The sequence below is a fragment of the Stenotrophomonas sp. YJH_SMC_101-4 genome (genome assembly GCF_059370395.1).
In genome coordinates, this window is record NZ_JCAFTP010000001.1 from 581,764 (window position 1) to 607,450 (window position 25,687).

The following is a 25,687-nucleotide window of genomic DNA, read 5'->3' on the forward strand; positions in this document are numbered from 1 at the left end:
GTCGTAAATGAGAATTATTGCTGATTCCATTCGCTATTGGAATGCGCCTTCGGTTCATGCCGATGCCCCGGTGATACAGTGAGCGATTGCTTCCTGACTCGCTGAGATCTGCCATGTCCCAAGCCGCTTTCTACCCCGTCGGAACCCCTGGCCAGCCGTGGGGAGCGGCGGAACGGGAGGTGTGGCGTGGCCGCCAGCAGCGCCTGCGTCGCTATGACGAGGAGGTGCTGCCCCGCATCGAGGCGCTGGCTTCGCGCTTCGACAAGGTGGCCTATGGCCAGCTCGACTACGCTGGCGAGACCTACACTCTGTTCGCCCTGCGCAGCCGCGATTGGAACCCGGCGCTGCCGGCTGCCCTGGTTACCGGTGGCGTGCACGGTTATGAGACCAGCGGCGTGATGGGCGCGCTGGAATTCCTCGAAAGGCACGCCGCCGACTACGCCGGCAAGGCCAATCTGCTGGTGGCACCGTGCGTGAATCCGTGGGGCTTCGAGCGCATCAACCGCTGGAACTTCGATGCGATCGACCCGAACCGCAATTTCCGCGCCGATGGCCCGGCCCGCGAGTCGACCGCGCTGATCGAGCTGATCGCACCGATCAAGGACCAGTTCGTGCTGCACATCGACCTGCACGAGACTACCGACAGCGACGAGAGTGAGTTCCGCCCGGCGTTGGCCGCGCGTGACGGCAAGCCGTTCGAGCCGGGCCTGATTCCGGATGGCTTCTATCTGGTGGACGACAGCGAGAACCCACAACCGGCCTTCCAGCAGGCGGTGATTGCCGAGGTGGAGAAGGTCACCCACATCGCGCCGGCCGACGACAAGGGCGAGATCATCGGTTCGCCGGTGGTCGCTCACGGCGTGATCGAGTACCCGCTGGTGAAGCTGGGCCTGTGTGCCGGCATCACCGGTGCGACCTACACCACCACCACCGAGGTCTACCCGGACAGCCCGCGGGCGACCCCGCAGCAGTGCAACGACGCCCAGGTGGCAGCGGTGTGCGCGTCGCTGGATTACGCGCTCGCCCATCGTTGATGGAAAAGGGGACGGAGGGGATCAAGTCGTTTGCGGCACAAACGACTTGATCCCCTCCGTCCCCTTTTTCGGTTCACCCCAACGCGTCGGCCCACCACAGCGCCGCCGGCCCCGGCGGCGTGTCGCGGCGCCACAGCAGGTCGCTGTGGATGCGTCGTGGCCAGCCGGGCAGAGTCAGTTCCACCAGCTGCCCGCGGTCGTAGCGCTGTACCAGCGCGCGTGGCAGCTCGGCCCAGCCGATGCCGTCCTCGGCCATCTCCATCACCATCAGGTAGTCGGTGGCGGTCCACGCCAGCCCGGTAACCGCCCGCGCATGGTCGACCTCCGCGCTCAATCGCACCTGCCGGTACCGTGCCAGCTGGGAAGCTGCGCGACGGCCGGCGTCGGCCAGCGGATGGTCGTGCGCCACATACACCGACAGCTCGCTGTGATGGGCCAATGGCCGTGCCACCAGACCATCCGGATAGCTTTCCTGGCGCGGCAGCAGGCCCAGCGCGGCGCGACCACTGCCGACCAGTTCCAGCACGTCTTCGCCTTCGGCATCCAGCCATTCCAGTTCGATCTCGGGGAACGCTTCGGCAAAGCGCTGCAACACGCGCTGCTCCGGATCGAGCTGATACACGTCGGAGAACACCACGGTCAGCCGCGCTTCGACCGGGGCGGCCAGCCGCACGCTCAACTGCTGCAGGCGGGTATCGGCGGCGAGGATTTCCTGGGCATGGCCGAGCACCTGGCGCCCGGCTTCGGTCAGCTGCGGGTAGCGTCCACTGCGGTCGAACAGGCTGACGCCCAGGTCCGCCTCCAGGTGGGCGATGGCGGTGCTGACCGTCGATTGGGTCTTGCGCAGGCGACGCGCCGCCGCCGAGAACGATCCGAGCGCAGCCGCTTCGACGAACGCCTGCAGGGATTCAGGGGAATAGGGCATTGATCCATCGCTCCTGTCGATGGTATCCATTTTGAATCGACCGTAAAAGGCGATGATACTGTCCGCCGTCGCCCCTGTCTGCGGGGCATCCACGCATGGCGTGGATCTACTGAGGGCGGGGCGCTGTCCGCGTCCCGCAAGGAGTTTCACATGTCCCGTACTGTTCCCGCCCGTGGCGCGCTGGTCGCCTGGGCCTGCCTGACCGTGGCGATCGTTGCCGAAGTGGTCGGCACCTCGTTCATGGCCCATGCCGCCCGCGACGGCGGCTGGACCGGCTACCTGATCATGGCCGGCGCGTTGGCGCTGTCCTATTACTTCCTGGCCCTGTCGGTCCGCCGCATCGCGGTCGGTGTCGCCTATGCGGTGTGGGAAGGCCTGGGCCTGACCCTGCTGACCGTGGTCGGCCTCACCGTGTTTGGCGAGAGCCTGTCGCTGCAGCAGCTGGCCGGCCTCGTGCTGGCGGTGGTCGGCATCGTCTGTGTCACCCTCGGGGAGGCGCACTGATGAATACCCTGGCTCTGTTTTTCGTGATCTGTTCTGCGCTGATCGACGTTGCCGCCAACATGATGGTGGCCAAATCGGAGGGCTTTCGCCGCTGGCGCTGGGGCGTCGGCGCGGTCGTCATGGTCTGGATCGCCTTCGCCCTGCTGGGCCAGGCGGTGCGCTACATGGACCTGGCCACCGCCTATGCGATGTGGGGTGCAATCGGCGTGATCGGTACCGCCACTTGCGGCCGCCTGCTGTTCGGCAACCGCCTGCGCCCGATCGGCTGGATCGGCATCGCGCTGGTCACTGTTGCGGTGCTGCTGCTCAGCACCGCGAAGTAACGCGTTGTTGTGCCAACCAAGGTTGGCACCTACGCGTGCTGAGTTGCTGTGCCAACCCGGGTTGGTACCTGTCAGAGCGTGAGCCGCCGCATGCAGACGCCCCGGGGATGATCTCCCCGGGGCGTTGCGGTTTCTGCAGCGGTCAGAAGCGTGCGGTGAAGTTCAATCGCGTGGTACGGCCCGGGCCGGGCATCAGGCTCATCGCCAGCGTGTCCATGTAGTAGGTGTTGCGCAGGTTGCTGACCACCAGTTCCACTTCGGCCTTCGGGGTGAACTGCCAGCGCGCATAGAAGTCGTAGATCGCGGTGGGCAGGTAGATGTTCTGCAACCCGGTCGAGCCGGTGGTATTCCAGGGCTTGTCCAGTTCGTGGGTGGGGCCGCTGTTGTAGGTGCGGCGGATGCCGGTATCCAGCCGCTTGTCGAACAGGCGGAAGCCCAGCGTGCCGTGGATCGAGTACTTCGGCGGATTCTGTGCGTTGACAAACGAGGTACCGAAGCCGCCATCCACGCAATCCGGCGTGGTGTCCAGCTTGCTCCACTTCGCATAGGGGTCTTCGCGCAGGCGCTTGGCGGTGGCCGCGTCGCAGGTGCGCGCGCGCTGGTAGTAGCTGGCCGACAGGTCCAGGTAGGCGATGCCGGCGTCATAGCCGGACTGCAGCTCGTAGCCGGATACCGTGTAGTTGTCCACGTTGTCGACATAGAACGCCCAGTTGCTGGAGTCGAAGCGACGGGTGATCGCGTTGTCGATATCGTTCTTGAACCAGGCCACCTTGAACGCCAGGCGGTCGCCATCGCGCCACAGGTCCTGCTTGAGCAGGCTGAAGCCGATGTCCCAGGAACGGTTCTTCTCCGGCTTCAGGTCGGCCACCGGTGCCGAGGTGCTGTTGCCCAGCGTCGATTCGAACAGACTGGGCATCTTCCAGCCCTGCGCGTACTTCACGTAGAAGAACATGTCCTGATCGAGGTTGAAGCGGGCCTCTGCGTACGGCGCGAAGCCGTGGCCGGAACGGCGGATCGCCGGCTTGTAGCCCCATGCGGTGGGAATCTGCTTGGTGTAGAAACCGTTGGCGCCGCGCGGGTCGGGAATGAAGCCATCGAAGTCGTAGCTCTGGCCCAGCGTGCTGCCGCCGTAGGGCGTAGCGCGCAGCGAGTCATACGTGTAGTTGCCCTGTGCATCCGGGTACCACTCCTTGTACCAGCCCGGCAGCAGCTGGCCCCCCTTGCTCAGGCGCGCGAAGGTATAGCGCAGGTCGCGCGATTCGCTGACGAAGGCCACGCGGTTGCGGTCGCGGGTGCGGTAGTCGATGAAGCGGCCGCCTGCGGTCAGCGACAGCCAGTCCCACGGCTGCCATTGCAGCGAGGCGACAACGCTGGCTTCGCGCCGCGTGCCGGAGCGCAGGTAGCGGTTGTTGTTGTAGTCCACCGGCAGCACCGGCGAGTTCGGTGCGGTGTCCTCATGCTGGAACGCAGCGCCGTAGCGCAGCGTCCAGTCGCCCAGGCTGTTGCTGAAGCGGGTGGTGTTGCTGCTGTCCACGCCCCAGCGCCGGGTCTTCACGTCCGACTGCAGGCCCGGGCCATAGGTTTCCCCCAGCGTGTCCGGCATCTGGTCGTTGGGCACGTCCTTGAACAGCGGCGTGTTGGCGATGTTGCTGTTGAACATGCGGCTGGTGGCGGTGGTGAACCACAGCGTGCTGTTCAGGTCCAGCCACGGGTGTGCCTCGGGCCGGTAGCGGTGGCGCAGCGAGGTGGCGTTGAGCCGCATTTTCCCGGGCTCGAACTGGAACATGGTGTTGGCCTTGTCCACGTAGGTCACCCATTCGTTGGACTCACCGACACGGCCGATCGCCGAGGGCATGATCTCGCCGAAGCTGGAGTTGAAGTAGCGGTGGCTCAGCTCAAGCCGCTGGTCGGGGTTGGGCGTCCAGGTGAATTTCAGCAGCGCCGATTCGTTGTCGGTGTGCGTGTTCAGCACTTCATCACCCGAGTGGTACATGTCCGAGACCGCCTGGCTGGACATGCCGGTACCGCCGCTGGACAGGTGCTGGTCGTCGTAGCGGTGCGCGCCGTTGCTGCCGGCGAAGTAGTTGCCCTGGCGGCGACGCGCGTAAGCGGCCACCAGCTGCCAGTCCTCGCCGCGCTGGGCGAAGGCCACGCTGCCGTTCCAGTCGCGCGGGTCACGCAGGCTGTTGCGGTTGTCGCTGCCGCGCGCGATCTGCTTGAAGGTACGGGTGCGGTCGATGCTGTTGTCGGCCACGCCACCGCGCACGCGCAGTCCCCAGGCCTCGCCCTCGTCGAGGATGTCATCGACGTTCAGCGTCTCCATGTAGACCACGCCGCCGATCGCGCTGGCGGCGTTGGCGGCCAGGCTCGGCCCCTTCTCGATGCTGATCGCGCTGATCAGGTCCGGGTCGAGGTAGCTGCGCTGCTGCACACCGGCATAGCCGCGGTACACGTCGATGGCCTGCTGGCCGCCGTCGATGATCACCGGCACCCGGTTCTGGCCCTGCAGGCCGCGGATGTTCACGTCCAGCGCACCACCATTGCGTACGTCTCCGGTGTGCACGCCGACTGCGCCGGCCAGCACATCGCCGATCGACTGGCCGCGGAAGCGTTCCAGCTGCTGGTGGTCCAGATGCACGCGCGAGCCGCTGTCGCGGTATACGGCATCGGCATCGGCCAAGCCCCACGGCGAAGCACCTTCGCTGGCCTGGCCGGCTACGCGCAGGGTGCCGATCTGGCGCACACCAGCATCGGTGGCGGGGGCGGCCTGCAGCACCACGCCGCTGGCATCACGCTGGAACGACAGGCCGGTGCCGGCCAGCAGCTGCGCCAGCGCGGCCTCGGTGTTGAGCGAGGCCTGCACGCCGCTGCTGTGGCGACCGCGGGTCAGGCGCGCATCGGTGGCGATGGACAGGCCGGACTGCTGGCCGAACGTGGTCAAGGCCTGGTCGAGCGGTCCGGCCGGGATCTGCCAGCGAACGGCAGCGGCTGCATCCTGTGCGTGGGCGGCCGTCGGCAACAGGCACGGCGTGGCCAGGGCCAGGCACAGCGCGATGGCAAGCGGGCGAGGGGAAGGGCAGGGTCGTTTCATGGGGGCGGCAACATCCGCAAGGGGTTCCCTTGTAGTGCCCGCCGAGCGCGCAGAAAGGGAACCGCGATTTCAACGCGGACGCACAACGGTCCACCACGGCCAACGCTGCTCGATGTGGATCGGCAGGGCGCGCGCCAGCAGTTTCAGGGCCTGCAGGCTGTCCAGGCGCGGCAATACTGCGGTGACATTCAATGCGGACAGTGCAGGATCACAGCCCAGATAGCCCTGATGGTGACGGGCCAGTTCGTCGATCACCCGGATCAACGGCGTGTCCTGCACCTGCAGGCGTCCGTCCTGCCAGTCGCCGCGCAGAGGATCGGCAGCGACCGTTGTGAGTCCCCCCATCGGTCCGATCTGCAGCGCACTTCCCGCAGGAACATCCAGCGCCGCACCGAACATCGGCAGGCACCGCACCACACCCTCGAACACGTCCAACCGGCCGTCCTGCGCTTCGCGGCCGACCGCGAAGCGGGTGCCGATCGGCTGCAGGCGCGCCCCGGGCACATGCACGGTCAGGGGCAGGCCGACGAATGCAGGGTGGTGGCCGGTCTGCAGCAGCAGTTCGCCGCGCAGCAGATGCAGGGCGCGGTGGCCGTTGCCGATGTCGACGGTCACTTCGCTGCCGGCGTTGAGCCACAACTGGCTGCCATCGGCCAACGTCCAATGACCGGTACGCCCGGCAGCGGTGCGCTGCGTCTGCAGGCGGCGCTGCGCCTGAAGCCCATGCAGGCCGAGCAGGGAGACCGCGCCGATGCCGAGGGCGCCACCGATGCCGCGCAGCGCCCGCCGCCGGCGAAGGCGCGCAGCATCAAATGCAGTTGCGGCTGCCGGAGCCGACAGCGGGGCGAACGATTGCCAGACCGCCTCGACCCGTCGCCAGGCGTCGGCGTGACCAGCATCGGCCTGCAGCCAGGCGTGCCAGCGTTGCTGGTCGCCGTCGCTCCAGCCCTGTTGGCGCAGCGCGAACCATTCGGCAGCCTGTTCCAACGCAGCGCCGGCCAATGCCGCACTCATGCCGCCGCGTCGCCGGACAGGCGCAGGCAATGCAGCATCGCCTGCGCCATGTACTTCTTGACCATGCGCTCGGACACGCCCAGCTGCACGCCGATCTCTGCATAGCCAAGGCCGGACAGCCGCGCCAGCAGGAACGCGCGCCGTGGCCGCTCGGCGAGGCCGGACAGCATGTCGGCGATGGCATGCAGCAACTGCAATGCCTGGGTGCGCTCCTCTGCCGAGGGATGCACCGGCTCCGGTTGGGCGGCCAGCGCGGTCAGGTAGGCGCGTTCCAGGTCCGCGCGCTGCCAGTGGTTGACCAGCAGGGCGTGCGCGATGGTGCTGAGATAGGCGCGCGGCAAGCGCAGTTCTGATGGATCGACACGACGGCTGAGCAGGCGCAGGAAGGTGTCCTGGGTCAGGTCGGCGGCGCAGTCGGCGTTGTGCGTGCGGCGGCGCAACCAGCCGAGCAGCCAGCCATGGTGTTCGCGGTAGAACCCCGCCAGCGCAGTGCTGGAGGCGGCGGGCACGGCCATCGGCATTGATCATTAATGAGAATGATTCCCATTATAGGGTGATCGAGCGGCGCGCGACAAACGTTGCGCGGGGCGCAGCGGGGGAGGTCGCCGGATTTGCGATGCCCGACGTGCTCGCCGACACTGCGGTTTTCCACAGGGAGTGCCCGCATGTTCAGCCACATCACCGTTGGAACGAACGACATGGACGCCGCGCATCGCTTCTACGATGCACTGTTCGGTGCGTTGGGCGCACGTCCGGGCGTCTTCGATGACAAGGGCCGTCTGGTGTATTTCAAGGATGGCCGTATGTTCATCGTCACCGCGCCGATCGACGGTCAGCCGGCATGCCACGCCAACGGCGGCACCATCGGCTTCACCCTCGACAGTGCTGAGGCCGTGCGTGGCTGGCAGGACGCCGGCGTGGCCCATGGCGGCACCGCCATCGAAGACCCGGCCGGCATCCGCAGCATGGCCGGGCGCCAGCTGTTCCTGGCCTACCTGCGCGACCCGGATGGCAACAAGCTGTGCGCGGTGCATGTGATGTCGTAATTGGACAGTACGCGCGTGGCCGCGTCGCAGGCAGTGCGCGCGGCTGTGCTCGCAGGCGTCTGCCGGCGCGCGCGTGATAACACGTAATGGTGGATCAGGCCTGTGACCGCTGGCCACAACTTCATGCTCTGTCCACTGCGGTTCAGCCACAATCGGTCGGCTAACCCTTTGATCTACCGGAGAACGCCGCCCCATGGATGTACTGGAGCCGCAACAATCCCCGGTGCGCACCCTTCGGCCTGTGTTCGCCTTCGCGGCGATCGTTGTCGTGGCGTTCGCGCTGTTCGTCAGCCTGTTCCCGCTGGGCGCAGGCCGCCTGCTGCTGAAGGCGCAGGACTGGGCCGCACTCAACGTCGGCTGGTACTACCTGCTGGCCATGACCCTGTACCTGGTGTTCGTGGTCGGCGTGGCGCTGTCCAAGTACGGTGGCATCAAGCTCGGTGCCGACCATGACGAACCGGAGTTCAGTTACCTCTCCTGGGCCGGCATGCTGTTCGCTGCTGGCATCAGCATCACCCTGTTCTTCTTCTGCGTTTCCGAGCCGCTGACCCACTACCTGCAGCCGCCGCAGGGCGATCCGGCGGCGGGCGAGGCCGGCGCGCGCCAGGCCATGCAGCTGCTGTTCCTGCATTGGGGACTGCATGGCTGGGGTGTGTTCGCGCTGGCGGCGATGGCGATGGCCTACTTCGCCTACCGCCACAACCTGCCGCTGGCACTGCGCTCGGCGCTGTACCCGCTGATCGGCAAGCGCATCAATGGCCCGATCGGTTACACCGTGGACGCGCTGGGCATCGTCGCCACCGTGTTCGGCATCGGCGCCGACATGGGCTTCGGCGTGCTGCACCTCAATGCCGGGCTGGCGCACCTGTTCAACATCCCGCATTCCAACCTGGTGCAGATCATGCTGGTGGTGGCGATGATGGGCGCGGCGGTGGCCGTGGCCGTCTCCGGCGTGGAGAAAGGCGTGCGCTGGATGGCCAACATCAACATGCTGCTGGCGATCGCGCTGGTGCTGTTCATGCTGTTTGCCGGGCCGACGCAGTACCTGTTCAGCACCTTGATGCAGAACCTGGGCGACTACCTCGGCAGCGTGGTCGGCAAGAGTTTCGATGTGTATGCCTACGGCGGCCGACCGGAATGGCTGGGCGGCTGGACGGTGTTCTACTGGGCCTGGTGGATCGGCTGGGCGCCCTTTGTCGGGCTGTTCATCGCGCGCATCTCGCGCGGCCGCACCATCCGCGAATTCGTGTTCGGCGTGCTGCTGATTCCGCTGGGCTTCACCCTGGCCTGGCTGTCGATCTTCGGCAACAGCGCGCTGGACCAGGTGCTGCACCACGGCCAGCAACAGTTGGCGCAGCTGGCGGTGGATGATCCACCGACCGTGCTGTATGCGCTGCTGGACGGCTACCCCTGGAGCCGCGCGGTGATCACGGTGACAGTGCTGGTCAGCTTCATCTTCTTCGTGACCTCGGCCGACTCGGGGGCGGTGGTGTTGTCCACGCTGTCCTCGCATGGCGGCGCACCCGAGGATGATGGTCCGCGTTGGCTGCGGGTGTTCTGGGGCACGGTGATCGCGGTGCTGACCGCGGGCCTGTTGCTGGCCGGCAGTATCGACGCACTGAAATCGGCGGTGGTGCTGGCGTCGTTGCCGTTCTCGGCGATCCTGTTGTTGATGATGTGGGGGCTGACCCGCGCCTTCAGTGACGAATCGCACCGCAAGCGCGCGCTGCAGTACCGGCCATCGCCGCTGATCGGCGACGATCGCCACCACCAGGGCTGGCGCCAGCGCCTGAGCCAGGCGATGCATTTCCCGGTGCGCGACCAGGTCTACCGCTTCATGGATGACACGGTGAAGCCGGCGATGGAAGCGGTGGCCGAGCAGCTGCGCGGGCAAGGCTGGGACGTGGCCACGCGCTTCGAGGCGGGCGACATGGAGTTGACGGTCAACCATGGCGAGCAGCAGGACTTCCTGTACCGGGTGATCCTGAGCGGTTACCTGACCCCGTCGTTCGCCGCACAGCAGCTGCGCAACCAGCGCTACTACCGCGCCGAGGTGCACCTGTTCGAAGGCAGCCAGGACTACGACCTGGTGGGCTACAGCCGCAAGCAGATCATCAACGACATCATCAGCCAGTACGAACGGCACCTGCAGTTCCTGCACCTGAGCCGGTGATGCGGTGGGTGCGGACCGTTGGTCCGCACCCCCCTGTAGAGCCGAGCCCGCGCTCGGCTCCTCGGTGTCGGAAGAGCAGCCGAGCATGGCTCGGCTCTACAGTGGCAATCAGAACCTGTAACGAGCGCCCAGCGAGACGAACTGCCCACGCAGGTTGTACTGGCTGATGTCGAACCCATTGGAGCCACCGGCCGGGTCGAACGGCGGGTCCTTGTCGGTCAGGTTCAGCACCGACAGCGACAGCGTGGTGTTGGGAATACCTTCGTACGCTACGTACAGGTCCAGCTGGTGATACGGCTTGATGCGGTCGCGCAGGCCCGGGTTGCTGGTTGCCGTCGCCACACGCTGGTCGTAGCCACTCACGTACTGCAGGCTCAGCGTACTGCTCCAGTCGCCCACCGCCCAGTTCAACGAGGTGGTGCCGCGGGTACGCGGCAGCGCGCCGTGGCGGTTGTTGCCGGCGCCGTCATACGGTGCCTGCCCAGCCACCAGCGGCTGCTTGAAGCTGAGCAGGTGGGTCCAGCTGCCGGCCACGGTGAAGTTGCCCCAGCCCACGGTGCGGAAGGTGCGGTTGGCGTCCAGGTCCAGGCCCGAGGTGGTCAGTTCGCCCTGGTTGGCGTACTGGTTGGTGATGAACTGGATGCGTCCCTGCGCATCACGTTGCACGCGACCGGGGAACAGCGTCGGGTTGTCGACGATGAACTGCGCGCTGTCCGGCTTGACCAGGTTGTCCTGCTCGATGCGGTACCAGTCCAGGCCGATGCTGGTATCACCATCCGGCGACCACACTGCACCCACGTTGAAGTTGCGCGAGCGCTCCGCCTTCAGATCCGGGTTGCCGGTGCGGATGTTGGTCACGCCACGGCTGCCGCCCGGTTGCAGCGGATCCAGCGGATCGATCACCGAGCCGTAGCTGACGGTCTGGCCCGGCGCGATCTCCGGCAGCGAGGGTGCCCGGAAGCCGCGCGAGAACGAGCCGCGCAGCAGCAGGCTGTCCAGCGGCTGCCAGCGCAGCGCCACCTTCGGCGAGAACGCCTTGCCGAAGTCATCGTAGTGATCGCCGCGACCGGCCACCTGCAGCTCCAACGTGCGGTGCAGCGGCACGCTCAGTTCGGCATAGGCGGCGCTGACCTGGCGCTCGCCATTGACCACGTTGATGGCCGGACGCAGTTCGGTGCCCGACAGCACCTGCGCACTGGTGCGCGCGTCCAGCGATTCCTTGCGGAACTCCGCACCCCAGGCAAAGCCGACCGTACCGGCGGGCATCTCCCACAGCGAGGTGGAGGCCTTCACGTTCAACGCGTGCAGCTTGTACCAGCCCGGACGCTTGGTCTGCAGGCGCAGTGCATCCAGCGCGCCCGGCGTGCTGGACGGGTTGAGGAAGTTGTAGCTGCCCTCGCGCAGGATCTGCTCGAACGCATAGCGATTGACGAAGTTGTCGACGTACTCGCGCTGTGCACTCTGCGAGGTCAGTGCCGCCACTTCCCAGTCCCAGCGTTCGCCGCTGCCGCGCACGCCCGCCAGGGCACGGTAGAACACCTGCGTGTTGTCCTTCAGGCGCGGGCCGAGATCGAAGAAGGTGTACTCGAACGGCAGTGGCGTACTGCCCGGGTTGTTGGGATGGCCGACCGGCAGCACCGCCGGCACGTCGATGAGCGTGCCGGTAGCCGGGTTGTAGGCACGCAGGCCCGGGCCAACGGTCAGCGGCGCACTGAAGATCTGGTCGGCCTTGTTGTGGCTGTACAGCACGTCGGCGAACGCTTCGACACTGTCATTGAAGCGGTAGGTCGCACTCAACGACGCCTGCAGGCGCTCGGCGCCGGGCTGCAGGGTCTTGAACGGCTGCGCGTTGAAGGCGCAGGCCTGGCCGGGCAGGGTGCTGCCGAAATCGCTGTAGGGACGCAGCTGACTGCCATCCGGGCAGTTGGCGAACGGTTGCGGCGCGCGCGGGTTGGACAGCCAATTGCCACCGGCGGTGGACCAGCCGGCCAGGCGTCCGCCGGGCTTGTCGCGGAAATCGCCGCTGCGGGTATAGGCGCGCTGGTCGGCGTCGAGGCGATCACGCTTGAGCAGGTCCAGCCCGAACAGCACGTTCCAGCCCTGCTGCTCCAGGTCGCCGAAGCCGGCCAGCAGGTTGGCCTTGCGTTCGTCCAGGCCGCCCTGGGTGGCGGTACCGAAGCCGCCGCCCACTTCCACGCCCTGGAAGTTCTTGCGCAGGATGATGTTGATGACACCGGCGATGGCGTCGGAGCCATACACCGCCGAGGCGCCGTCCTTCAGCACTTCGATGCGTTCCACCGCGCTGATCGGCAGCGCGTTGAGGTCGACGAAGGTGTCCTGGGTATTGAGCGCGAAGCCGAAGTTGGACACGCGGTAGCCGTTGACCAGCACCAGTGTGTTCTTCGGCGACAGGCCACGCAGGCCGATCGAGGCCGAGCCGGCGGCGAAGCTGCCGGTGTACTGCTCGTCGAAGCTGTTGCCGGCATTGGCCGACAGGTTGCGCAGCACGTCGGTGAGGGTGGAGCGGCCGGTCTGCTCGATCTGTTCGCGGCTGACGATCTGCACCGGGTTGGGCCCGGCGGTATCGCTGCGCTTGATGTTGGAACCGGTCACCAGCACGGTGCCGAGGGTGGTGCTGTCCTTGCCGGTGTCGGCGGATTCAGCGGCGCCGGCAGCGCCGGCGGTGAGGCCCAGCGCAATGGCGCCAGCAAGCAGGTTCAGGGTGGTGCGGTACATGGAAGCGACAACGCCGAACGGGGGAGGAGCCGTCAGTACCGCATGCAGGTACATGCACCTTCCAATGACGAAAGCGCATTCAGTTATACATCACAGGTTCTTAACGAACCGGCTCGGTGGGTGCGGACCGTTGGTCCGCACGCCCCTGTAGAGCCGAGCCTACGCTCGGCTCCACACACTGGCCGGAAAGCAGCCGAGCATGGCTCGGCTCTACAGAACGCAATGTCAGACGATCACGGCCGCAGCAGCACCTTGCCGTTACGACCCGAACCCGCACCGGCCTTCGCTGCCTGGGCGATGTCGTCCAGTGCGAAGATCTGCTCCACCGGCAGCGTCAGCTCGCCGCCAGCCGCACGCTTCAGCAGTTCGCCAACCAGCCGGCGCTTGTCCTCCACCGCCATCGCCTGGCTGACCTTGCTGCCCCAGAAGCCCTTCACCGTCGCTTCCTTGTAGATCAGGCCGCCGGCCGGGATGCGCATCGGTTCGCCGCTCATCACGCCGAACGACACCAGCGTGCCGTTGTGGCCGAGCAGGTCGACCAGGTCACCGCTGGCGTCGCCGCCGATGGAATCCACGGCGGCCGCCGCCTGTGCTTCGCCGGTCGCTTCACGAACGCGATCCTTCCAGCCGTCCACCGAGGTGTCGAACACATGATCGATACCCAGGGCCTGCAACTGTGCGACGGCATCCGCATTGCGCACCAGGTTGGCTACATGCACGCCACGCGCCCGCGCCAGCATCGCCAGCGACTTGCCCACCGCGCCGTTGGCGGTGTTCTGCACGATCCACTGGCCCGCCTCGACGTGCAGGAACTCCAGCAGCATCAGCGCGCTCAGCGGCATGGCGATCAGCTGCGCGGCCATTTCGTCGGGGATCGCCTCCGGCATCGGAATCACCATGCGTGCCGGCGCGATGAAGGCCTCGGCCCAGGTACCGTGTACCGAGGCTGCGGCGACGCGCTGGCCGATCTGCAGGCCGTCGACACCATCGCCGAGTGCATCGACCACGCCCAGCGCTTCACTGCCACCGATCGCCGGCAGGGTCGGCTTGTAGCCGTAGAGGCCGCGCACGGTCAGCAGATCGTGGTTGTGGATCGAGGCCAGCACGGTGCGGATGCGCACCTCGCCGGGGCCGGGCTCGGGCAGCGGCGCATCGGCAATGGCAAGGACGTCGGCCGGGTTGCCGAAGGAGGGGTACTGGGCAGCGCGCATGGGTGGTGTTCCGGGGAAAGTGGATGTTGTACCGAACTGGGGACGCAGGCGTTGTCGACAAGGCGCCGCAGCTGCAACACGGCATCCTGCGACTGATCGTCGCGACATGTGCTGATTACCGCATCTTGTGTTGACGGTTCGGGATATCCCCACTATGTTGTGGCCGTCACTCCCGGTCAGCCGCCGCCGCCGGACATGCAGCAAACGTCCCGCGGCCCGCCCCTGAAGGCTTGCCGTGTCGACGCGGCCGCCATCGTGCGGACGCAGGTCGCCCCCACGGCCCGGATACCGGCCGCAGGCGCAGGCAGATGCCGACGACCTACGTTCCCGTGCCCTGGCAATCCACCCGTTCGCCCCGTGCGCCGGTATCGCGTTCAGGGCCGCCATGGCATCGACCGCCAAAGCGCGTGCGAGCCTGGAGTTTCACCACCATGACCGACAGTACCTTCCGCGTGGCCGATCTGGCCGGCGCCGGCGACGCCTTGCGCGCCGGTGGCGAGCGCGTGCCGACCTGGATCACCAAGGAGGCCGGCAACCGCCGCCTGCCGTTCGAGGCCGAGCGCCTGCAGCGCAGCATCGACGCCGTGCATGCCGAGTTCCCGCAGCTGGACGTGAGCGACTATCGCCGCGTGGTGCAGGCGATGGTCGAGCGCAAACCGAGCATCAGCGCCGACGATCTGGTCGATCTGCTGATCCGTGAGGCCGAATCGCGGGTGGACCTGGTTGCACCCGAGTGGGAACAGTTTGCCGCGCGCATCTACCTGCGCCGCCTGTACAAGCGCGCCAGCCGCAACCGCTTCTACGACGTCGGCCTGAAGTACGGTTCGTATGTGGGCCTGCAGGAAAGCCTGGCTGACCGCGGCATCTACAGCAACGACATCCTGCGCTGCTATTCGAAGGAAGAGCTGCAGCAGGCCGGCGAGATGATCGACCCGGAGCGCGACCGCCTGTTCGCCTACAACGGCCTGTACCTGCTGGCCACGCGCTATCTGGCCAGCGACCGCAGCCGCGAGGTCTACGAACTGCCGCAGGAGCGCTGGCTGACCATCGCGCTGTACCTGATGCAGGAGGAAAAGCCGCGCGAGCGGCGCATGCAGCTGGTCGGCGAGGCGTACTGGGCGCTGTCCAACCTGTACATGACCGTCGCCACACCGACCCTGGCCAATGCCGGCAAGGTGGGTGGGCAGCTGTCCAGCTGCTTCATCGACACGGTGGACGACAGCCTGCAGGGCATCTATGACTCCAACACCGATATCGCCCGCGTGTCCAAGCACGGTGGCGGCGTCGGCGCCTACCTGGGCTATGTGCGCAGCAGCGGCGCGCCGATCCGGGGCGTGGCCAATTCCTCCGGTGGCGTGGTGCCGTGGATCAAGCAGCTCAACAACACCGCGGTGTCGGTTGATCAGCTTGGCCAGCGCAAGGGCGCGGTAGCGGTGTACCTGGACATCTGGCACCGCGACATCGAAGCGTTCATGGACCTGCGCCTCAACAACGGCGACCAGCGCCTGCGCGCGCACGATGTGTTCACTTCGGTGTGCGTGCCCGACCTGTTCATGGAAGCGGTCGAGCGCCGCGCCGACTGGTACCTGTTCGACCCGCACGAGGTGAAGCAGGCCAAGGGCTGGTACCTGCAGGACTTCTACGATGAGACGCGCGGTGCGGGCAGCTTCCGCGACCGCTATGCCGAACTGGTGGCCGACGAGCGCATCAGCCGCCGCACGGTGAAGGCGATCGATCTGTTCAAGCGGATCATGCTCAGCCAGCTGGAGACCGGCAACCCGTTCCTGTTCTACCGCGACGAGGTCAACCGCCGGAACCCGAACAAGCACGCGGGCATGATCTATTCCAGCAACCTGTGCACCGAGATCCTGCAGAACATGAGCCCGACGCGGATGATCCAGGAGATCGTCAGCGGCGACCAGATCGTCACCACGCGCCGCGCCGGTGACTTCGTGGTCTGCAACCTGTCCTCGATCAACCTCGGCCGGGCAATCAGTGCGCCGGATGACCTGCTGGCCACCGACGTGCTGGAGCGCCTGATCCCGATCCAGGTGCGCATGCTCGACAACGTGATTGACCTCAACGCGCTGCCGGTGCCGCAGGCCACCATCACCAACCGCAAGTACCGCGCCATCGGCCTGGGCACGTTCGGTTGGCACCACCTGCTGGCGCAGCAGGCAATCCAGTGGGAATCACCGGATGCCGAGGCGTTGGCCGACCGTCTCTACGAACGCATCAACTTCCTGACCATCCAGGCCAGCGCGCAGCTGGCGAAGGAGAAGGGCAGTTACCCGATGTTCGCTGGCAGTGACTGGCACAACGGGCGCTACTTCCGTGACCGCGACTACACTGGCGCCGCGTGGGACAGCCTGGCCCGCGAGGTCGCCACGCACGGCCTGCGTAACGGCTGGCTGCTGGCTGTCGCGCCGAACATGAGCACCGCTCAGATTGCCGGTTCCACCGCGTCGATCGACCCGATCTACAGCGCGTTCTACTACGAGGAAAAGAAGGACTTCCGGCGGCCGGTGGCGGCTCCGGGCCTGTCGCTGGAAACCTGGCCGTACTACGAGAAGGGTGCCTACAAGGTCGACCAGTTCGCCAGCGTGCGCCAGAACGCCCGTCGCCAGCGCCATGTCGACCAGTCGATCAGCTTCAACCTGTATGTGCCGAGCACGATCCGCGCGAGCACCCTGCTGGAGCTGCACCTGAGCGCCTGGCGCGAAGGCCTGAAGACCACCTACTACGTGCGCTCCAACGACATCGACATCAGCGAATGCGAATGGTGCTCCAGCTGACCATCCACGGTAGCGCCGGGCCACGCCCGGCGAGCGCATCGCGCGGCCGTCGCACATTCCGCCGGGCATGGCCCGGCGCTACCCCCTGCAGGTAACACCATGGCAACCCCCCTCGACCGCATCAAGATCCTCGAACCGCGCCATCCCAACCGCAGCACCGGCATCATCAACGGCCGCACCAGCGGCATCCTCAACTGGAACGACATCCCTTACCCGTCGTTCTACCGGGCCTACAAGGAGCTGTCGACCAACTTCTGGATTCCCGACGAGGTCGACATGAAGCTCGATGCCCGCCAGTACGGCGAGCTCAACGCACGCGAAAAGAACGCCTACGATTCGATCATCGGCCTGCTGGCCACGCTCGACTCACCGCAGACCCGTTTCATCTACAACGTCGCCGAGTACATCACCGACCCGGCCGCGCATGCCAATGCGGCGATCATCGGCCAGCAGGAAGTGATCCATAACGAGAGCTACAGCTACGTACTGGCCTCGATCACCGACCTGCCGAACCAGAACCGCATCTTCGAGATCGCCCGCACCCACCCGACCATCATCAAGCGCAATGCCCCGATCATGAGCGCGTATGACGACTTCATGCGCGAGAAGACCGCCGAGACCCTGCTCAAGTCGCTGATCCAGTCCTCGATCCTGGAAGGCATCAACTTCTATTCCGGTTTCGCCTACTTCTACAACATGGTGCGGCAGAACCGCATGAACGGCACCGGCAAGATCATCAGCTTCATCAATCGCGACGAGCTGGCCCATACCAAGTTCATCAGCGAGCTGATCCGCGCCATCATCGGTGAAAACCCCGAGCTGCAGACCAATGAGTTGACCGCCTACGTGCACCAGTCATTCGAACATGCGATCGAGCTTGAGACGCAGTGGTCGTCGGAGGTGCTGGATGGCATCGATGGCATCGACGTGGACGAGATGGTGCGCTACGTGAAGTACCGCGCCAACAAGATGGCCGGCATGCTCGGCATCGAGCGCCTGTACAGCGACACCACCGACAACGTGATGCCGTGGATCAAGGCCTACGCCGACAACTTCACCGAGACCAAGACCGACTTCTTCGAGATGCGCAATGCAAGTTACAAGAAGACCAACGTCGACAACGGCTTCGACGATCTCTGAGCCTGGCGCCGCGCTGAGCATCCTGATGGTGGTCGCCTCCTTGAGCGGCAACACCCGCGAACTCGGCCGGCAGATCGCCGAGCGCTGCCGTGCCGTGGGGCATGCCGTGCACTGGTACGAGGCCGACGACCTGCGGCAGGCGCCGCCGCTGGCTGCCGGCGAGGCCGATCTGGTCCTGCTGGGCTGCTGGACCGACAACGCCGGCCGCACGCCGGCGGAGATGAAGGCATGGGTGGCCGGCATCGCCGAGCGCGGCGAGCGGCTACGGCAGCTGGCGGTGTTCGGCACCGGTGAAACGCAGTGGGGGCAGGAGTACTACTGCGGCGCCGTGCACCGGCTGATCCGCTATTTCCGCAGCGACTACCCGCCGCTGGAGATCGAACAGATGCCGCATGGCGAGCGTCATGCCGAAGCCATCGACGCCTGGACCGATGCGGTCCTGGCCCACTACTGGAGAAACAGCGATGCAGATCATCGACGCCACCACGCCTGAGCAGTTCCAGCAGCTGCTGGCCGAGCACCCGCGGGTGCTGGTGGATTTCCACAAGGACCAGTGCCCCGGGTGCCGGATGCTGGAGATGTCGCTGCATCGGGTGGCCAACAGCGTAGCGGGGCAGGGCACGACCCTGCTGCGCGTGCAGCTGGAGGTGCTGGGTGAGGCGTTCTTCAGGGAGCTGGGGCTGCGGCAGACCCCGACGTTGTCCCTGTTCCGTGACGGTGATGAGCGCACGCGCCTGGCAGGGTTCCAGTCACCGCAGCAGATCGAGGCCGCGATCGCGTTGCATTTGTAGAGCCGAGCCCATGCTCGGCTGCCGTTCGCGCGGTGAGCGATGAGTCGAGCATGGCTCGACTCTACAAGGGCATCCACGCATGGCGTGGATCTACCGGGGCAGGGTCCGTGGTTCGGCGTCAGGCTCCGCTGAAGGTATCCACCAGCAGCTTCACGTTCAACACCACGATCACCAGCGCGATCACCCAGGCAATCGCGCCCAGCCAGCGTGGTGCCACCAGCGCGCCCATCGTCACTTTGTCGGTCACGATCCGCACCAGGGGAATGATCGCGAACGGCAGCTGCATCGACAGCACCACCTGACTCAGCACCAGCAGCTTCACCGCGCCCTGGTCGCCGAACAGCATGATCACCACCACCACCGGAATGATCGCCAGTGCGCGCGTGATCAGCCGACGCAGCCACGGCGGCAGGCGCAGGTGCAGGAAGCCTTCCATCACGATCTGGCCGGCCAGCGTGGCGGTCACTGTCGAATTCAGGCCCGAGGCCAGCAGGGCAATCGCAAACAGTGTCGCCGCCGCGCCCACGCCCAGCATCGGCGCCAGCAGCTGGTGCGCCTGCTCGATGTCTTCCACATCGAAACGGCCATTGGCATGGAACACCGCCGCCGCCAGGATCAGGATGCTGGCGTTGATGAACAGTGCCAGCGTCAGCGCGAGGGTGCTGTCGGTCACCGCCCAGCGCAGCGCGCTGCGACGGCCCTCGTCGGTGCGCGGATAGGCGCGGGTCTGCACGATGGAAGAATGCAGGTACAGGTTATGCGGCATCACCGTGGCGCCGATGATGCCGATGGCGATGTACAGCGCGTGCGGATCAGTCACTACCTGCGCGCGCGGAATGAATCCGCCCAGCACGTCCATCACCGGCGGTGCGGCCAGCGCGATCTGCACCATGAAGCAGCCGAAGATCACCATCAGCAGCGCGATCACGAAGGCTTCCAGCGCACGGAAGCCGCGGTTCATCAGCAGCAGGACCAGCAGCGTATCCAGCGCGGTGATCACCGCACCCCACAGCAGCGGCAGGTCGAACAGCAGCTTCAATGCGATCGCGGTGCCGATCACCTCGGCCAGGTCGCAGGCGATGATCGCTGCCTCGCACAGCGCCCACAGCGCCAGGTTCACCGGCTTCGGGTACCGCGCGCGGCAGGCCTGCGCCAGGTCCATGCCGGTGGCGATGCCCAGCCGTGCCGACAGCGCCTGCAGGATCACCGCCATCAGGTTGGAGATGAGGATGACCGACAGCAGCAGGTAGCCGAAGCGCGAACCGCCGGCGAGGTCGGTGGCCCAGTTGCCTGGGTCCATGTAGCCGACCGAGATCATGTAGCCCGGGCCGAGGAAGGCCAGCAGGCGGAACCACCAATGGCCCTTGTCGGGAACGGCGACCGAGGCGTTGAGCGCGCCCAGGCTGGCCGGGGTGGAGGCCGAAGGGTCGTGGGGCGCCAGGGTGTTCATGGGTCCGAATATAGCTCCTGCTATAGTCATTAGCAATGTGAAACAATCGTCTTTATCGCGTTACTGGTCCAGAATTCAGTTTCAAACCCGGAGTAGACCGGAAGGACAGGCGCAGGCGTGGGCAAGACCGACGATTCGACATCGCTGAAAAGCACCCCCTTGATCGAGGCTGAGCGCCAGGTCGAGAGCTTCCGGCAAGTGCGCGAAGCGCACCGGATGGAGCTGGTGGAGGACTATGTCGAGCTGATCTCGGACCTGCTGGCCGACGGCGGCGAGGCCCGCCAGGTCGACATCGCCACCCGCCTGGGCGTGGCCCAGCCCACCGTGGCAAAGATGCTGCGGCGCCTGGCCCGCGATGGCTGGGTGGTGCAGCGGCCGTACCGCGGCGTGTTCCTGACCCCGGAAGGCGAGGCGCTGGCCCATGCCAGCCGCCAGCGGCACCAGACCGTGGAGCGTTTCCTGCTGGCGCTGGGCGTGGACCCTGATACGGCACGGCGTGATGCGGAGGGTATCGAGCACCATGTGAGCGAGCAGACGCTGGCGCTGTTCGAGGCGTTCGTGCGCAAGGCCGAGGGCGAGGCGCCGTAACGGTAGCGCCGGGCCATGCCCGGCGGCCGTTCGCGCGATCCCGGTTTTTGTAGAGCCGAGCCATGCTCGGCTGCCGTTTGCACGGTGATGGAATGCGTCGAGCATGGCTCGACGCTACAGGTCAGGCGGGCAGCGGGCCTGTTCCTGCGCGCACGCCCGTTTCGTCCATTCCTTCAACACCGGCTGCAGGCCTTGGTAACGCCGGCCTTGCCAGCCATTGGCCAGCACCGTGCCGTCGGCATCGATCAGTACCAGATTCGGCGGTGCCAGCCCGGCCAATGCCTGCAGGGCCGGCATGCGCGCAGCGCGGCGCGGGTCAAGCACCGGCCACGGCATGTCCTGCGCGTGCATGTAGCGGCGCAGCGCGCTCTCGCTCTCATCCTGGCTGACGTACACCACTTCGGTATCGGCGCCGGCTTGGCGCAGGGCATCACGCACGCTGCGCAGCGTGGGTACGAAGGCATGGCACGGTGCACACCAGTCGGCACCGAAGTACAGCGCCACCAGTTTCGGCGGCTGTGTCCATTGCATCGGTCGCAGCGAGCGCTGTTCCGGCTGCATCAGCGAGGCCGAGACCTGCGCGTGCAGGTCCGCAGCCATCGCCGGTGCGGCCAGCAGCACGGCACAGGCCAGCAACAACGCTCGCAGAGCTTCAGAACGCATAGCGCAGGTTGACGTACCACGAACGCGCGAAGCGCGGCCCGTAGACATAGTCGCTGTCACGCAGCGCGCCCACTTCCAGATCTTTCTGGCGCTGATCGAACACGTTCTTGACGCCCGCGGCCACCGACACTTCCTGCTGCGCCTGCGCGCCCAGATGGCGGTGCCAGCGAGCACCAAGATCGGTGACCAGGAAGGAACGCGTACGGTGCAGCTCGCCCAACCGGTTGTTCAGCACCGACATCGGCCCGGTATGGCGCAGCGCGACGAAGGTTTCCCACGGCTCGGCGGGCATCCAGCTGAGCTGCGCCAGGCCGGTCCAGCGCGGGGTCTTCAGGTAGTCGCGGCTTTCGATGATGGTGTCGCCACCGTCGCCGGTGTCGTCGAAGATGCGCTGCGGTTCGCGGAAGCGCGAGCGGTACCACGAGGCACCGGCGGTCAGGCGCCACTGCGGCGACGGTTGCCAGCCGAGGTTGGTTTCCGCCCCCAGTACGTTGGAGCCGGAGGCGTTGTAGCGCAGCTGGCTCAGTTGTCCGTCATCGCCGCGCTGGATCTCGCCCAGCGCGAAGGTGTCGCGGATGCGTGCATAGGAGGCGGTAGCATCCCAGCTCCACACTGGATTGGCCGGGTCCGAGCGCCAGTCGAAGCCGAACAGGGTGGTCAACGCGCGCTCTTCCTTCAGGCCATCGGTGTTGCGCACGCGCACCTGCTCGCCACCCAGCGTATCGACGTGCACGTCCTCGACGAAGATCTCCGGTGCACGGAAGCCGGTGGCGACGCCGGCGCGCCACTTCAGGTTCGGGGTGGCCTGCCAGGCCAGGGCGATGCGCGGCGAGAACACCGCGCTGTCCAGCTCCGAGCTCTTGTCCACGCGTGCGCCCAGTACCAGGTCGACGTTGTCACGCAGGCTCCATTCGTCCTGGATGAAGGCGCCCAGATTGTGGAAGGTTGCATCTTCCAGCACCGCCAGGCGCTGCCCGTCACCGGTGCGGTTGTCGTCGCGCAGCGCCTCGTGCTTGTACTGCACGCCGAAGGCCAGCGCGTGCGCGCCCAGCCGCCAGTTCAACTGGCTGTCGATGTAGTGCAGCGGGTTGTGGGTGCGGCCGTACTGGCGCCACGAACGCGAGGCCGCGCTGCCGGCCACGTTGGGATCCAGCTGCGACGGGTCATGGCCGGGGGCAGACGGATCGGTAACCACGTCGCCAAGACCGCCGTAGAAACTGTCGCGGTCGATGTCGGCGAAGGCGTAGGCCAGGCGGAAATCGACGTCGGCATTGATTTCCTGATCCCACGACACGCTGCCGCGCCGGTATTTCGTATCCAGCGATTCGGCGATGTTGGCCAGGTATTCGGGCTGATCCAGTCGATTGCCGCCACGCCGGGTTTCATCGGTCACCTGCAGGTCCAGGCGCAGCCGCGTGCCCGGCGTGGGCGCGTACCAGGCCTGCAGCCCGCCGACCTTGAGGTTCTTGCGGGTGATCTCGGTGTAGCCGTCACCGTTGTAGTCGATGCCGCTGTTCCAGTTGCGCTGGGCAATCACTGAAAGCCCGGCGTCGGCATCTTTCGCCACCAGGTCCAGGCGCACGTCGGCATTCTTCTGCGGTGTGCCCTTCAGGACATCCACGCCGGCCTGCACATGGCCACCGCTGCGCGCCGGCAGCGGCGGAATCAGGTTGATCACACCGGCCACCGCACCCGGGCCGTACAGCGCCGAGCCGCCGCCCTTGACCACTTCGATGCGGTCGACGAACCCGGCCGGGATCTGTTCCAGGCCGTACACGCTGCCCAGCGTGGACAACAGCGGGATGCCATCGAACAACAGCTGGTTGTAGGCACCGGGCAGGCCCAGCAGCTGCACTTCGCTGGTGTTGCAGTTCTGGCAGTTGCTTTCCACGCGCAGGCCGTTGATCAGCTCGGCGGCGCGCGAGAAGTCGGTGGCCGCGCGCAGCGCGATGTCTTCCTTGCGCAGCACTTCGGTGCGGATCGGGACATCGGATAGCAGGCGTTCGCTGCGGGTGGCGGTGCTGACCTTGACCTGCACGCGGTCCAGCTCGGTCGGCTTCGAGGTGGCGGCCAGTGCAGGCAGCGGCAGGGTCAGGGCAATGGCGGCGGCCAGGGGCAGCCGATGGAAGAGGGGCGTGGCAACGGGCATGAGGGCGTCGTCCTTGGGAGAAGAAAGGCGGCGAGGGCGACCTGGCTGACGCATATGAAAGCAGCGGCTTATTAATATAGCAAGTGCTATATAACGAGGCCGAGGCCATTGCGCGTGGGGCACCAGTCGAGTCAGATCATGCGAGTGTTATAACATTACATAATGCGACCACACCCCTGCCGGTGGTCATGTCCATAGGATGGAGTTGCCGTGTAGGCGCGGTCGGATCGTCAGCCGCGGCGGAATGCGGCGGGGGTCCGGGCGCCAACGATGATCATGCGGATCATCGTGGAGATCTGTTCGACCAGTTCCGGATCCTTCTCCGGCGGCAGGTCCATGGCGGTGGCACCCATCGCGAACACCAGCCGGGTGATGGCCTTGGCCACCAGCTCGGGGGCATGCAGCACGGCGCCGTCCAGTGCAGCCAGGCGCACCAGGTCGTGCTGCAGCTCTTCTTCGAAATAGTGCAGTTCGCGTTCGACCGCATGCTTGAAGTCGTCCGAGCCGACCGCGCCTTCGCGCAGCAGCACGTGCAGCAGCTTGTCGTCGGCGCGCAGCTGTTCCATGAAAGTCTCCACCGAGACCCGTACCACGCTGGTGGCGGTGGAGGTGGCGCGCTGGCGGGCCTCGCCGATGATGGTGCGCAGCGAGCGACCGGCGGCATCGATCAGCGCCACGGCCAGTTCGTCCATGTCGCGGAACTGCCGGTAGAAGCTGTTCGGCGCAATGCCGGCCTCACGTGCCACTTCGCGCAGGCTGAGCGTGGACAGGCTGCGGTGCGGCCCGATCAGTTTCAGGGCGGCGGCCAGCAGATCCTCGCGGGTCACCGTACGGCGGGCCGGGCTGTTGGCATCTTCAGGCGTCGACAAGGCGGTGGCGGCGGCCATGGGGGTTCCGGTAGGGCGAGGCTGAATCATACCCAATCCGGTTCAATATACACATGTATACACAGGTGTATGTGCGCCCGTATAGTTCACTCATGAGCGCTGTCGTCCGTCCGTCCCTGTTCTCTCCGTACCGCTGGGTGTCGCCGTCGCTGTTCGATTTCTGGGCGGGCCAGCTCAATCCCCTGTGGACCCTGCGCGAGCCGGTGGCCCGCCTGGTCCGCCGCGAGCCGGCTGGCGAGGGCGCGGCGACCCTGGTCCTGCGCACCAACCGGCACTGGGCCGGCATGCGCGCCGGCCAGCACGTCACCCTGGGCGTCGAGATTGAGGGGCGCCTGTGGCGGCGCAGCTACAGCCCTACCGCACTGGGTCGGCGCGAGCTGGCGATCACCGTCAAGGCGATCGATGGCGGCCGGGTCAGCCAGCATCTGGTCAACCATGCACAGCCGGGCGAACTGTTCCGCCTCGATGCCGCCTTCGGCGAGTTCCATATGCCGGCCGCGGCGCCGGTGCTGCTGCTGGCTGCCGGCAGTGGCATCACGCCGATGCGCAGCCTGTTGCGCGACGCCTGCCAGCGCCCGCTGGCAGCACCGGTGGACCTGTTCTATTGGGAGCGCACCGCCGCCCATCTGCAGTTCCGTGATGAACTGCAGGCGCTGGCCGCGGCACATCCGAACCTGCGCGTGCATCTGCTGACCACCCGCGAGGGTGAGGCGCCGGCCGCGCGCATCGATACCCATGGTCTGCAGGTGGCCGGCGATGACACGCCGCTGGCGCAGCGCCATGTGCTGGCCTGCGGTCCGGATGGCTTCGTTGCCGCTGCGCGTGAACGCCTGGCGCACCAGGTGGCTGGCTTCCAGGCCGAAGCCTTCACCCCGCCGGCGCCGCTGCGCGATGCCAGCAGCGAAGGCGAGGTGTCGCTGACGCTTGCGCGCAGTGGCCGCCAGCTGAGCGTGCCGCGTGGCCGCTCGCTGCTGGAAAGCCTCGAAGCCCATGGCATCAAGCCCAAGCACGGCTGCCGCATGGGTATCTGCAACAGCTGCAGCTGTGACCGCGTCAGTGGCGCCACCCGCCACCTGCGCACCGGCGACCTGCAGTCCGAGTCGGCACAGCCGGTGCGGATCTGCGTGAGCGCACCGACCACCGACCTGACCCTGGATCTCTGAGGAC

At 66.5% G+C, this 25,687-nt stretch carries 21 protein-coding genes; 11 read left to right on the forward strand and 10 right to left on the reverse strand.

The features are described 5' to 3' along the window. The first annotated feature begins 113 nt into the window (after positions 1–113). Positions 114–1,034, forward strand: coding sequence for a M14 family metallopeptidase (locus AC5P8D_RS02770; protein WP_043401453.1), 921 nt, complete (start codon positions 114–116; stop codon positions 1,032–1,034). Between the two features lie 73 nt (positions 1,035–1,107). Here the strand turns inward: AC5P8D_RS02770 and AC5P8D_RS02775 are convergent, their stop codons facing one another. After that, positions 1,108–1,959 carry a LysR family transcriptional regulator gene (locus tag AC5P8D_RS02775; protein WP_010485168.1) on the reverse strand — a complete coding sequence of 284 codons (852 nt, stop codon included), beginning with the start codon at positions 1,957–1,959 and terminating at the stop codon, positions 1,108–1,110. Between the two features lie 150 nt (positions 1,960–2,109). Here AC5P8D_RS02775 and AC5P8D_RS02780 point away from each other — a divergent pair, with 150 nt between their 5' ends. Continuing rightward, complete coding sequence (locus AC5P8D_RS02780) at positions 2,110–2,463, forward strand: SMR family transporter (RefSeq protein WP_019659945.1); 354 nt, start codon at positions 2,110–2,112, stop codon at positions 2,461–2,463. After that, entirely contained in the window at positions 2,463–2,786 is a 324-nt protein-coding gene (locus AC5P8D_RS02785; RefSeq protein ID WP_049437687.1) for a DMT family transporter, read from the forward strand. The genes AC5P8D_RS02780 and AC5P8D_RS02785 overlap by 1 nt, the downstream gene beginning before the upstream one ends. A 142-nt stretch (positions 2,787–2,928) precedes the next feature. Here AC5P8D_RS02785 and AC5P8D_RS02790 read toward each other — a convergent pair whose 3' ends face one another. The 3 genes from AC5P8D_RS02790 to AC5P8D_RS02800 form a co-directional block, all read right to left on the reverse strand. Next, positions 2,929–5,877, reverse strand: coding sequence for a TonB-dependent receptor (locus AC5P8D_RS02790; protein ID WP_495203051.1), 2,949 nt, complete (start codon positions 5,875–5,877; stop codon positions 2,929–2,931). 69 nt (positions 5,878–5,946) lie between these two features. Next, a complete protein-coding gene (locus AC5P8D_RS02795; RefSeq protein WP_495203052.1) occupies positions 5,947–6,891 on the reverse strand; it encodes a FecR family protein in 945 nt (314 codons plus the stop codon). Continuing rightward, complete coding sequence (locus tag AC5P8D_RS02800) at positions 6,888–7,406, reverse strand: sigma-70 family RNA polymerase sigma factor (protein WP_010485178.1); 519 nt, start codon at positions 7,404–7,406, stop codon at positions 6,888–6,890. Before AC5P8D_RS02800 ends, AC5P8D_RS02795 begins: the two co-directional genes overlap by 4 nt. Before the next feature lie 150 nt (positions 7,407–7,556). Between AC5P8D_RS02800 and AC5P8D_RS02805 the strand changes: the two genes are divergently transcribed. Continuing rightward, a complete protein-coding gene (locus AC5P8D_RS02805) occupies positions 7,557–7,937 on the forward strand; it encodes a VOC family protein (protein WP_010485179.1) in 381 nt (126 codons plus the stop codon). A gap of 193 nt (positions 7,938–8,130) precedes the next feature. Further along, positions 8,131–10,110 (forward strand): choline BCCT transporter BetT, encoded by a 1,980-nt coding sequence (betT, locus tag AC5P8D_RS02810; protein WP_010485181.1) that lies wholly within the window; start codon positions 8,131–8,133, stop codon positions 10,108–10,110. 108 nt (positions 10,111–10,218) lie between these two features. Here betT and AC5P8D_RS02815 read toward each other — a convergent pair whose 3' ends face one another. Next, complete coding sequence (locus AC5P8D_RS02815) at positions 10,219–12,900, reverse strand: TonB-dependent receptor (protein WP_235651825.1); 2,682 nt, start codon at positions 12,898–12,900, stop codon at positions 10,219–10,221. A gap of 179 nt (positions 12,901–13,079) precedes the next feature. Continuing rightward, a complete protein-coding gene (locus tag AC5P8D_RS02820) occupies positions 13,080–14,057 on the reverse strand; it encodes a zinc-binding dehydrogenase (RefSeq protein WP_049410313.1) in 978 nt (325 codons plus the stop codon). Between the two features lie 431 nt (positions 14,058–14,488). Between AC5P8D_RS02820 and AC5P8D_RS02825 the strand changes: the two genes are divergently transcribed. From AC5P8D_RS02825 to AC5P8D_RS02840, 4 genes are all read left to right on the forward strand, one after another. After that, positions 14,489–16,852 (forward strand): ribonucleoside-diphosphate reductase subunit alpha, encoded by a 2,364-nt coding sequence (locus AC5P8D_RS02825; RefSeq protein ID WP_100445974.1) that lies wholly within the window; start codon positions 14,489–14,491, stop codon positions 16,850–16,852. Positions 16,853–16,951: 99 nt separating this feature from the next. Further along, entirely contained in the window at positions 16,952–17,992 is a 1,041-nt protein-coding gene (locus tag AC5P8D_RS02830) for a ribonucleotide-diphosphate reductase subunit beta (protein WP_010485189.1), read from the forward strand. A 25-nt stretch (positions 17,993–18,017) separates the two neighbouring features. Next, entirely contained in the window at positions 18,018–18,485 is a 468-nt protein-coding gene (locus tag AC5P8D_RS02835; protein WP_100050050.1) for a flavodoxin, read from the forward strand. Next, positions 18,457–18,783, forward strand: a complete 327-nt coding sequence (locus AC5P8D_RS02840; protein ID WP_005409967.1) for a thioredoxin family protein — start codon at positions 18,457–18,459, stop codon at positions 18,781–18,783. The genes AC5P8D_RS02835 and AC5P8D_RS02840 overlap by 29 nt, the downstream gene beginning before the upstream one ends. 118 nt (positions 18,784–18,901) lie before the next feature. Here AC5P8D_RS02840 and AC5P8D_RS02845 read toward each other — a convergent pair whose 3' ends face one another. Next, positions 18,902–20,233 carry an Nramp family divalent metal transporter gene (locus AC5P8D_RS02845; protein WP_010485195.1) on the reverse strand — a complete coding sequence of 444 codons (1,332 nt, stop codon included), beginning with the start codon at positions 20,231–20,233 and terminating at the stop codon, positions 18,902–18,904. 117 nt (positions 20,234–20,350) lie between these two features. Here AC5P8D_RS02845 and mntR point away from each other — a divergent pair, with 117 nt between their 5' ends. Then, positions 20,351–20,821 carry a manganese-binding transcriptional regulator MntR gene (gene mntR, locus AC5P8D_RS02850; RefSeq protein ID WP_006372477.1) on the forward strand — a complete coding sequence of 157 codons (471 nt, stop codon included), beginning with the start codon at positions 20,351–20,353 and terminating at the stop codon, positions 20,819–20,821. 114 nt (positions 20,822–20,935) lie between these two features. Here mntR and AC5P8D_RS02855 read toward each other — a convergent pair whose 3' ends face one another. From AC5P8D_RS02855 to fabR, 3 genes are all read right to left on the reverse strand, one after another. Continuing rightward, positions 20,936–21,484, reverse strand: a complete 549-nt coding sequence (locus tag AC5P8D_RS02855; RefSeq protein ID WP_019336275.1) for a thioredoxin-like domain-containing protein — start codon at positions 21,482–21,484, stop codon at positions 20,936–20,938. Next, positions 21,474–23,633, reverse strand: a complete 2,160-nt coding sequence (locus tag AC5P8D_RS02860; protein ID WP_495203053.1) for a TonB-dependent receptor plug domain-containing protein — start codon at positions 23,631–23,633, stop codon at positions 21,474–21,476. The genes AC5P8D_RS02855 and AC5P8D_RS02860 overlap by 11 nt, the downstream gene beginning before the upstream one ends. A gap of 230 nt (positions 23,634–23,863) precedes the next feature. Then, on the reverse strand, positions 23,864–24,520 hold the full coding sequence (gene fabR, locus AC5P8D_RS02865) for an HTH-type transcriptional repressor FabR (protein ID WP_019336273.1): 657 nt from the start codon (positions 24,518–24,520) through the stop codon (positions 23,864–23,866). A 92-nt stretch (positions 24,521–24,612) separates the two neighbouring features. Here fabR and AC5P8D_RS02870 point away from each other — a divergent pair, with 92 nt between their 5' ends. Next, positions 24,613–25,683, forward strand: a complete 1,071-nt coding sequence (locus tag AC5P8D_RS02870; protein ID WP_495203054.1) for a ferredoxin reductase — start codon at positions 24,613–24,615, stop codon at positions 25,681–25,683. Positions 25,684–25,687 lie beyond the last annotated feature (4 nt).